Annotated in this window: 9 protein-coding genes; 6 read left to right on the top strand and 3 right to left on the bottom strand. The window is 64.2% G+C overall.

Translation table 11 applies throughout. From position 1 onward, the window contains the following. From Q1V43_RS00965 to Q1V43_RS00975, 3 genes are read right to left on the bottom strand one after another with little or no spacing between them, the layout of a single operon-like run. Entirely contained in the window at positions 1-984 is a 984-nt protein-coding gene (locus tag Q1V43_RS00965) for a glucokinase (protein ID WP_300513004.1), read from the bottom strand. Further along, a complete protein-coding gene (locus Q1V43_RS00970; protein ID WP_300513006.1) occupies positions 981-2,285 on the bottom strand; it encodes a GH1 family beta-glucosidase in 1,305 nt (434 codons plus the stop codon). The genes Q1V43_RS00965 and Q1V43_RS00970 overlap by 4 nt, the downstream gene beginning before the upstream one ends. Continuing rightward, positions 2,285-3,319, bottom strand: coding sequence for a substrate-binding domain-containing protein (locus Q1V43_RS00975; RefSeq protein ID WP_300513008.1), 1,035 nt, complete (start codon positions 3,317-3,319; stop codon positions 2,285-2,287). Before Q1V43_RS00975 ends, Q1V43_RS00970 begins: the two co-directional genes overlap by 1 nt. 265 nt (positions 3,320-3,584) lie before the next feature. On the opposite strand from Q1V43_RS00975, the gene Q1V43_RS00980 reads away from it, so the two are divergent. From Q1V43_RS00980 to Q1V43_RS01005, 6 genes are all read left to right on the top strand, one after another. Next, positions 3,585-4,853 (top strand): ABC transporter substrate-binding protein, encoded by a 1,269-nt coding sequence (locus Q1V43_RS00980; RefSeq protein WP_300513010.1) that lies wholly within the window; start codon positions 3,585-3,587, stop codon positions 4,851-4,853. 70 nt (positions 4,854-4,923) lie between these two features. Then, a complete protein-coding gene (locus tag Q1V43_RS00985; protein WP_300513012.1) occupies positions 4,924-5,931 on the top strand; it encodes a sugar ABC transporter permease in 1,008 nt (335 codons plus the stop codon). Between the two features lie 27 nt (positions 5,932-5,958). Continuing rightward, a complete protein-coding gene (locus Q1V43_RS00990; protein ID WP_300513014.1) occupies positions 5,959-7,107 on the top strand; it encodes a carbohydrate ABC transporter permease in 1,149 nt (382 codons plus the stop codon). A 9-nt stretch (positions 7,108-7,116) separates the two neighbouring features. Further along, positions 7,117-8,763 carry an alpha-amylase family glycosyl hydrolase gene (locus Q1V43_RS00995; RefSeq protein ID WP_300513016.1) on the top strand — a complete coding sequence of 549 codons (1,647 nt, stop codon included), beginning with the start codon at positions 7,117-7,119 and terminating at the stop codon, positions 8,761-8,763. A gap of 4 nt (positions 8,764-8,767) precedes the next feature. Continuing rightward, positions 8,768-9,856: a sn-glycerol-3-phosphate ABC transporter ATP-binding protein UgpC gene (gene ugpC / locus Q1V43_RS01000; RefSeq protein ID WP_300513018.1), complete on the top strand. Its 1,089-nt coding sequence runs from the start codon at positions 8,768-8,770 to the stop codon at positions 9,854-9,856. A gap of 154 nt (positions 9,857-10,010) precedes the next feature. Continuing rightward, positions 10,011-10,292 (top strand): hypothetical protein, encoded by a 282-nt coding sequence (locus Q1V43_RS01005; protein WP_300513019.1) that lies wholly within the window; start codon positions 10,011-10,013, stop codon positions 10,290-10,292. Positions 10,293-10,373 lie beyond the last annotated feature (81 nt).

The following is a 10,373-nucleotide window of genomic DNA, read 5'->3' on the forward strand; positions in this document are numbered from 1 at the left end:
CTAAGCGGACCGGCTTTTTTCCAGAAGCGGCATCAAATGGTGGGCACAGCCGGTCAGCGCGGCCCAGTCGTCGGACACGACCGACACGGGGAAGCTTTTGGAAAGGTTCGAAAATCTCCCCTTGTCGCCCAGCGCTTCGGCAAAGCCCAGCCGGGGCAGCCAGGGGGCCACGGCATTGGACATGCCCCCGACCAGAAAGATGCCACCATAGGGCAGGTGCACCAAGCCGAGGTCTCCGGTCACGCGCCCCAGGACGCGCACGAACATCGAGAGCACTTCCAGCGCATGGCCATCCCGGGCGGCGGCCGCCGCCAGCACCGCGTCGCTATCCATCCGGCGGGTTTCGCCGGTCCGTTCGGCCCACCAGTGCTGCACCTGGGCCAGGCCTCGGCCGGACAGGACCTCTTCGACAGAGGCATAGCCGTGCGCGGCCTGCAGATGGGCGGCCAGGTCGAGTTCTTCGGTGGAGCGCACGGGCAGGGAGGCGTGCCCGGCTTCGGAGGGAGGGACCACACGTGTCTCCGGCCCGCTGTGCACCGGCGCGCAGTTGAACCCCGTGCCCATGCCGATGACCAACATGCGGGCGCCGGGGGTAGGCCGGGCCTCGTGGACCGGGATCACCGCATCGGCCGGCAGATGGCCCAGCGCATGGCCCTGGGCCTGCAGGTCGTTCAGCACCGAGACCACCCTAGTCCCGGTGGCCCGGGCCAGGCTTTCGCGCGTGATGGTCCAGTCGAGGTTGGTCAGCCGCGCTTCGCCGCCGCGCACCGGGCCCGCCACGGCCACGCAGGCCCCGGCGCAGGCGGGCTGGCCCTCGGCCCGCAGATATGCGCCCAGCACGCTGTCCAGGCTGTCATGCTCGGCGTTGCGGAAGCGCCGGATCGTTTCGCGCAGCAGCCCGGTACCGCGGGCAAGCGCCACGCGGGTGTTGGTGCCGCCGATATCGGCCAGCAGGCTCAGCGGATTGGCAGGGGAGTCTGTCATGATTTCGCAAGCGCCAGTTTCAATTTCTCATAAGACAGTTTCGGGGTGCGAACCAGCGTGTCGAAGTCCACGTGGACCAGGCCGAACCGCTTGTCATAGCCCAGCGCCCATTCATAATTGTCCAGAAGCGACCAGAGGTAGTAGCCCGCGACCGGCAGCCCTTCGGCAATCGCCGACCGGACCCGGGCCAGGTGGGCGTTGATATAGGCGAGACGATCCTCGTCGCGGAGACCCGGCGCGGCCATGCCGTTTTCGGTCACGTACAGGGGCAGGCCTTGCGCGTGATCCTGCGCCAGCCGCAGGAAATGCGTGAGCCCCTCGGGGTAAATCTCCCAGCCCATGTCTGTCTTGGGCAGGGGGCCGTCCAGATAGGCATAGCCGGGCCAGGCGCCGCCGGTCGGGCCGATCACCTTGCGGGTGTAGTAATTCAGCCCGAGCCAGTCGAGCGGTTGGCCGATGGAGGAGAAATCCTCGTCCCAGCGCACGGGCAGGTAGGGGGCCAGCCCGTCCAGCGCCGCCTCGGGATAGGTGCCGCGAAACAGCCCGCCCAGGAAGAAGCGGTTGTAGATCGCGTCATAGGTCTCGGCGGCCCGGTGTGCGGCCGGGCTATCGTCCACCGGCTGGGCATATTCGAAATTGCAGACAGCGCCGAGGTTCGTCATGCCGTGCCCGCGCATCACCTCGATGGCGCGCCCGTGGCTCAGCAGGACATGGTGCATGGCACGGGCGGCAGCGCGGATGTCGCGCAGGCCGGGGGCGTGGTGGCCCTCGAAATGGCTGAGCCAGGCCACGCACCAGGGTTCGTTGATCGGAGCGGCCGACCAGATGCGGTCGCCCAGACGCCGGGCGACCACATCGACATAGTCGGCAAACCAGTCCCCCATCGCCCGGTTGCGCCAGCCGCCCTCATCCGCCAGCGGGCTGGGCAGCTCCCAATGATAAAGCGTCAGCGCGGGTTTCAGGCCCCGCTCCAGCAGCCCGTCCACCAGCCGGTCATAGAAATCGAGACCCCGCTGGTTCACCGTTCCCCGGCCTTCGGGCATGACCCGCGCCCAGCTGGTGGAAAAACGGTAGACGTCGAAATTTCCGGCCGCGACCAGGTCCAGGTCCTCGTCCATCCGGTGGTAATGGTCGCAGGCCAGCGCACCGTTTTCCCCGTTTACGACATTGCCCGGCGTTGCGGCAAACGTGTCCCAATGGGTCTGGCCGGCACCGCCGAAACCATGGCCCTCGATCTGATAGGCCGAGGTCGCGACCCCGAAGAGGAACCGCTCCGGGAAATCCTGTCGGGTGAACTCCATCAGCCCCGTCCCCTGTCCGGCGCCGGGCCGGTGGACTGGCCCAGGGTCAGGTCGGCCTCCAGCAACACCTGACGCGGAGCGTCGCCGCCGCGAATGATGTCCAGAAGGATCGTGGCCGCGCGCCGCCCGGCCTCGCGCACCGAGCTGCGGGTGGCGGTATAGACCGGGACATCGGCGCCATTGCGGAAATAGCTGAGTTCGTCGTCATGGGTAATGACCGAGACATCGCGCCCGAGTTTCAGGCCCAGTTCCTCGATGGCGCGGCGTACGCCGATGGTGGTGATCATGGAACTCACCAGAAAGGCGGTCGGCGCATCGCCGCGTGCCAGCAGGGCGCGGGCGGTATCATGGCCGTAGGATTCGGTCATTTCATCGGCAAAACACATGCTGGGATCGTAGCTTAGCCCGCGTTCTTCATGTGCCTTGGCAAAGCCCGCACGTCGCCGCATGGCGAAATCCATCGTCTCGATCCCGTTCACCAACGCGATGCGCCTGTGGCCCAGGTCCAGCAGGAAGCGCGTTGCCCGTTCGAAGGCATGGAAATTGTTCACATCGACCCAGGCATAATCCTCGACCTCCTCCGAGGCGCGGCCATGCACCACAAAGGGCAACGACAGTTCGTTCAGCAGGTGGATGCGCGGGTCTCCCATCTTCGGCGCATGCACGATGATCCCGTCGACATTGCCCTTGACCTTGAACTGGCGATAGGCATCGGCCTCTGCCTCGTCCGAGACCACGGACAGGAGCATTTCATAACCATTCCGGGAATAGACCTCGCCGGCGCCGGCGATGAAATCGGCAAAGACCGGGTTCACCATCTCGTGGTTGGAACTGACCGGGATCACATGCCCGATCGCATGGGCCCGCCCCGTGGCCAGGCTGCGGGCGCGGGTGTTGGGGGCATAGCCATGCGCCTGCGCCGCCGCCTGCACCCGTTTGCGGGTTGCTTCGCTGACCTCCGGATAGCCGTTCAGCGCCCGGCTGACAGTGGTCGGGCTGAGGTTCAGGATCTCCGAGAGCTGTTTGAGGTTCATGGCGCGTTTCAGGGGTTTCAAAGCGGTTTGGCTGTTCTGGGACGGTAGCTTCGACACTGGCCAAGGTCAAAAGAAAATTGACTTAACTCCCCGAAATTGGCGATTTGACGGGATTTTCCGCATCAGTATCCTGTGAATCATTGACAGGGGCCAATGTCTGGGCATTCTTGGGGTATCCAAAGCGCTTTGGAGATTGCTTACAAGGCATTCTCCACAGCGAGGCTGTTTATCTGCGTCAATTCCGACGCGCATCTGGGAGGAAATCATGAAACAAGCGCTGATGACAGGTGCGGCGGCTCTGGCGCTCACCACCGGTGTCGCCCTGGCCGATCAGGTCACTGTGTTCGGGCCCTGGCTGGGACCGGACCAGGAGAATGTGGAAAAGGTGCTGGCGGGGTTTGCCGCCGCCTCGGGCCATGACGTGCGCTATGTCGGGTCGGACAGTTTCGAACAACAGATCCTGGTCGATGCCGAGGCCGGTTCGGCCCCGAACGTGGCGGTCTTTCCGCAGCCGGGTCTGGCCGCCGACATGGCCGCGCGCGGGTTCCTGACGCCACTGGCCGCGGGCACCGGTGACTGGATACGCGACAATTACGCCGCCGGGCAGTCCTGGGTCGATCTGGGCACCTATGCCGGGCCGGATGGCGCCGACAACCTCTATGGGTTCTTTTACAAGATCGACGTGAAATCGCTGGTCTGGTACGTGCCCGAGAACTTCGAGGACGCGGGCTATGACGTGCCGGGCTCGATGGAAGAGCTCAAGGCGCTGACCGACCAGATCGTCGCTGATGGCGGCACGCCCTGGTGTATCGGCCTGGGGTCCGGCGGGGCGACGGGCTGGCCCGCGACCGACTGGGTCGAGGACATGATGCTGCGCACCCAGCCGCCCGAGGTCTACGACGCCTGGGTGGCGAACGAGCTAAAGTTCGACGACCCGAAAGTCGTTGCGGCCATTGAAGAATTCGGCGCCTTTGCGCGCAATGACGATTATGTCGTCGGTGGCGCCGGCGCTGTGGCTTCGACCGATTTCCGCGACAGTCCGAAAGGCATGTTCGCCGCCCCTCCGCAATGCTACATGCACCGTCAGGCCAGCTTCATCCCGGCCTTCTTCCCGGAAGGCACCGTGGTGGGCGAGGATGCGGATTTCTTCTACTTCCCCGCCTATGAGAGCAAGGATCTGGGCAAGCCGGTGCTGGGCGCGGGCACGGTCTGGGCGATTACCAACGAGAATCAGGGTGCACATGACCTGATCGCCTATCTGCAGACCCCCGGGGCGCATGAGGCCTGGATGGCGCTGAAAGGTTTCCTGACCCCGCACAAGGGTGTCGATACCTCGGTCTTTGGTGATCCGACCCTTGAAAAGATGAACGATATCCTTCTGAACGCCACCACCTTCCGCTTTGACGGCTCCGACCTGATGCCCGGCGGCGTGGGTGCCGGCAGCTTCTGGACCGGCATGGTCGACTATGCCGGCGGCAAGGATGCGGGCGAAGTGGCCTCGGAGATCCAGCAGAGCTGGGACGCGCTGAAGTAAGCGCGGCCTGAACGACCAGGAAAGCCCGGGCCACAGGTCCGGGCTTTTCGGAAACGGGGGAGGAGCCATCATGCATCCGGCTTTGCAGGGCCTCATTACCATCGCTTTGGGCGTCGGTGGCTGCCTTGGATATTTCTGGCTGTCGAACCAGATCCTCGACAAGGTGATCTTTCCGCCGCGCGGAAAGGACATCGGCAAGAACATCAACCGCGCCAACCTGGTGCGCCCCTGGCTGTTCCTGTTTCCTGCGCTGGTGGCACTGGGCCTCTACCTTGCCTACCCGGTGGTCGAGACCCTGCGCCTGTCCTTTTCCGACCGGGTGGCCGGGGGAGGCTACGAATTCGCGGGGATCGACAATTACACCCAGATGGTCAGTGAGCCCAAGTTCTGGGAGGCGCTTCGCAACAACTTCTTCTGGCTCCTGATCGTGCCCGCAGCCTCGACCGGGTTCGGCCTTCTGGCCGCCCAGCTGACCGACCGCATCCGCTGGGGCAATATCGCCAAATCGCTGATCTTCATGCCCATGGCGATCTCCTTCGTCGGTGCCGCGGTGATCTGGAAACTGGTCTATGACGCCCGCCCGGTGGGGCAGGAGCAGATCGGCGTGATGAACGCGCTGTGGCTGTGGTTCGGCGGCGAAGAACCCGTGACCTGGCTGACCGTGCTGCCCTGGAACAACATCTTTCTCATGGTGGTGCTGATCTGGATCCAGACCGGGTTCGCCATGGTGATCCTGTCCGCCGCGCTGCGCGGCATCCCCGAAGAAACCATCGAGGCGGCCATCGTCGACGGCGCGGGCCCGTTCCAGATATTCTTCAAGATCAAGCTGCCGCAAATCTCCGGCACCATTGTCGTGGTCTGGACCACCATTACCCTCGTGGTGCTCAAGGTCTTCGACATCGTCTTTGCCATGACCAACGGGCAATGGGAGACGCAGGTGCTGGCCAATTACATGTTCGACAAGCTGTTTCGCGCCAATGACTGGGGCGTGGGCTCGGCCGCGGCCATGGTCATCATGCTGCTGGTCACGCCGATCCTGGTCTGGAATGTGCGCAATGCGCGCAGGGAGATGAAGTGATGGCCCGGGACCGGATGGGAGCAAATCATGGATAATATCGCAGGCAGGAAGTCCGCCCTGACCTGGGCCGTCAACATCTCGGTTGCCGTATTGGTGCTGGCCTGGCTGTTTCCGACCTTGGGTCTGTTCGTCAGTTCGTTCCGCACCGCCGACCAGATATCAACCTCGGGCTGGTGGAAGGCCATGTTCCCCAGCGAACAGAGCCTGACCCTGCGTGCCGCCAGGCCGGACACGCAAGTGCGGGACGGCGATCTTTATGTGATCGAAGGCACGCTTTTCACCGAGGGCAGGGGGGGTGAGATCTCAGCCTGGGGCATTTCCTCCAGGGAGGTGGACGCCTATGTGCCCGGCGAGGTTGCCGACCTCAGGAAGGGCGGCACCGTGACCGTGGACGCCGCCGGTCGCTACCGTATGGAAAACACGGAACCTTTCGAGGGCTCGCGCGGGCAGCGCATCTTCGTCACCGCCACCACCGCACCGGAGTTTACCTTCGACAACTACCGCACCGTGCTGTTTTCGGGTTCGACCACCGACAGCATGGCCAAGGCCTTTTTCAACACGCTGACCGTGACGATCCCGGCCACGGTGATCCCGATCGTCATCGCTGCCTTCGCCGCCTATGCGCTGGCCTGGATGGACTTCAAGGGTCGCGCGCTGCTGATTGCGGTGATCGTCGGGCTGTTGGTCGTGCCCCTGCAACTGGCGCTGATCCCGTTGCTCAAGTTCCACAACGGTATCGGCATCGGCAAGGGCTATCTGGGCGTCTGGATGGCGCATACCGGGTTTGGCCTGCCATTGGCCATCTACCTGCTCAGGAACTACATGGTCGGCCTGCCGCGCGATATCATCGAAAACGCCAAGGTCGACGGGGCCACGGATTTCCAGATCTTTACCCGGATCATCCTGCCGCTCAGCTTCCCGGCGCTGGCTTCTTTCGCGATATTCCAGTTCCTGTGGACCTGGAACGACCTGCTGGTCGCCAAGGTCTTCCTGATCGACGCCACCGGCGAGACCACCGTCATGACCAACCAGATCGTCGAGCTTCTGGGCACCCGTGGCGGCAACTGGGAGATCCTGGCGACCGCCGCCTTCGTCTCCATTGCCGTGCCGCTCGCCGTGTTCTTTTCCATGCAACGCTACCTGGTGCGCGGCCTGCTGGCCGGCTCCGTCAAGTAAGAGACCTGAATGAACGTCGAAACCATGACCCACTCGAACACACATCTGGCCAAGGACCCCGACTGGTGGCGCGGCGCGGTAATCTACCAGATCTATCCGCGCAGCTTCCAGGATTCGAACGGCGACGGGATCGGAGACCTTGCCGGTATCGTGCGCCGCCTGCCGCATATCGCCTCGCTGGGGGTGGACGCGGTGTGGATCTCGCCCTTCTTCACCTCGCCGATGAAGGATTTCGGCTATGACGTGGCGAACTATTGCGACGTGGACCCGATGTTCGGCACGCTCGCGGATTTCGACGCGGTGATCGACACCGCGCATCGACTGGGGCTGAAGGTGATGATCGACCTGGTGCTGAGCCATACCTCGGACCAGCATCCCTGGTTTGCGGAAAGCCGCGCCAACCGCGACAATGCACGGGCGGGCTGGTATGTCTGGGCCGATGCGAAACCCGACGGAACCCCGCCCAACAACTGGCTGTCGATCTTCGGTGGTTCGGCCTGGCATTGGGACAGCCGGCGCCAGCAGTACTACATGCACAATTTCCTGACGTCGCAGCCGGATCTGAATTTCCACGAACCCGCCGTGCAGGAGGCACTGCTTGATGTTGCCCGCTTCTGGCTGAAACGCGGCGTGGACGGGTTCCGCCTCGATACGATCAACTTCTACACCCATGACGCCCGGCTGCGCGACAACCCGGCGCTGGCGCCCAAGGACCGTACCGCCGCCACTGCGCCGGATGTAAATCCCTATGGACACCAGCGGCATGTTTACGACAAGAACCGCCCGGAAACGATTGATTTCCTGCGCAGATTGCGCGCCGAGATGCAGCCGTGGAACGCCGCTGCCGTGGGCGAGGTGGGGGATGAACAGCGTGGGCTGGAGATCCTGGGCGAATACACCTCCGGCGATGACCTGATGCAGATGTGTTATGCCTTCGAGCTGCTGTCCGGCGACCGCCCCGATGCGGCCCGCATTGCCGATGTCATGGCCAAGGTCGCCGAAGTGGCCGCCGATGGCTGGGCCTGCTGGGCCTATTCGAACCATGACGTTCAGCGCCATGTCTCGCGCTGGGGGCTGACCGGCGCGTCGGCCCGCGCCTTTACCACGCTGATGATGTGCCTTCGCGGCTCGGCCTGTATCTATCAGGGCGAAGAGCTGGGCCTGCCCGAGGCCGACGTCGCCTATCAGGATCTTCAGGATCCCTACGGCATCGAGTTCTGGCCCGAGTTCAAGGGCCGTGATGGCTGCCGCACGCCGATGGTCTGGGAGATGGCGGAGCGGAACGGTGGCTTTACCAGCGCGGAAAGCCCCTGGCTGCCGGTCTTTCCGGGCCACCTGAACCATGCCGCCGCTCAGGCCGAGCAGGATCCCGACGCGCTGATCCATCACTACCGCCACGCTATCGCCCTGCGTCGGGCGCAGCCGGCGCTGGCCAGGGGCAGCCTGGAAGAGATGGTCGTCAACGGCGACGTGCTCAGTTTCACCCGCGCCCATGAGGGCGACCGCCTGCGCTTCGCCATCAACCTCGGCGCGGGCACGGCTGAGGTCGCGGGCATGGCCGGGGAAGGCATCGACGGGGTCGCGCCCGGCACGAACATTACCCTTGGACCGTGGCAGCATTGCCTGGTCCGGCAGGGAAAACGAGGGGGAGCATAGCCCAATGGCGGATCTGAAACTCACCGGGGTCGGCAAGACCTATGCCAGCGCGGTCGAAGTGCTGAAAGACATCGACCTGGACATCAGGACCGGCGAGTTGATCGTCTTCGTCGGCCCCTCGGGCTGTGGCAAGTCCACGCTTCTGCGCATGATCGCGGGGCTGGAAAAGATCACGGAGGGCACGCTGGAGATCGGCGGCGCGGTGATGAATGACGTGCCACCCAGCCAGCGCGGCATCGCCATGGTGTTTCAGAGCTACGCGCTCTACCCGCATATGACCGTGCGCGACAACATGAGTTTCGCCCTGAAGATCGCGAAGAAATCCAGGGCCGAAATTGACGAGGCGGTCGAAAAGGCCGCGCGCATTCTCCAGCTGACCGACTATCTTGACCGCCTGCCAAAAGCCCTGTCCGGCGGGCAGCGCCAGCGTGTGGCGATCGGCCGGGCCATCGTGCGCGACCCGCAGGTCTACCTGTTTGACGAGCCGCTCTCGAACCTCGATGCCGCCCTGCGCGTGGCGACCCGGCTCGAGATCGCCCAACTGAAGGAAAGCATGCCGGACTCGACGATGATCTACGTGACGCATGATCAGGTGGAGGCAATGACCCTCGCCGACAAGATCGTCGTGCTGGCGGACAAGGGGATTGCACAGGTCGGCAGCCCGCTGGAGCTGTATGAACGGCCTCGGAACGAATTCGTGGCCCAGTTCATCGGCAGCCCTGCGATGAACCTTCTGCCCGGCAGGATTATCGCGGTCGGGGACATGACACGCATTCAGCTCGACGGTGGCGGCGTGGCGCTGGCCGATCTTGTTACCACGGAGGCGCAGATGGGGCTGAGCGTCAATGTCGGCATCCGCCCCGAGGATTTCACCCTGGCCGAGGCGCATCCGGTCATGGAGGGCACCGTCGGCATCGTCGAAGCCCTGGGAGAGGTCACGTTGCTCTATTTCACCGCCAACGAGGGGCGCGAACCGGTTGTGGCCAAGCTGCCCGGGATCCATGCCGGGCTGCGCGGCCAGCAGGTCAGGCTGACGGCGGACCCGTCCAAGGTGCAAGTCTTCCATCAGGGCCTCTCTCTGCGTGTAAAGTGACGTCGCGACAGGTCCGGGAAACCCGACCCGGCGCGGGAATGGGCTTGAACCGGCCATTCGTGGGGACTAGCTCTACGGTCCGGCCCAGGGCAGTGGTGCGATCTGGGCCGGGCAACCGCGTTTGGCGCAGGCAGGCAGCAGTCGAAGGACAGAGATGAGCGACAAGATCAAACCGCTGTCGCGGGTTGGAGGGGTAGTGACCTTTCCGCTCCGCCCCACCCATCGCGCGGTTGGCCGCGACATGCCACAACCGCGCACCGCGGCCATGTCCTCACATCTGTGGATGCTGGATGTGCTGGGAAACCTGAAGGGATATGCCGACGCCCAGGGTCTGGTGCACCTGTCAGAGGCGCTGGCGACTTGCGGTGATATTGCGCTGGATGAGCTGCGCGCGCAGGACTTTGGCCAAAGCGGCCCGGTTCCCGAGGACGTCTGAGAGCTCCCCTCGCGGCTTGCACAGCCTCAGCGGGCAGGGTATCTGTCCCGAACGGTGAAATCGAGCTGACGAAAGGGTGCC

This window comes from Aliiroseovarius sp. (assembly GCF_030148435.1).
Lineage (GTDB): Bacteria > Pseudomonadota > Alphaproteobacteria > Rhodobacterales > Rhodobacteraceae > JASBTN01.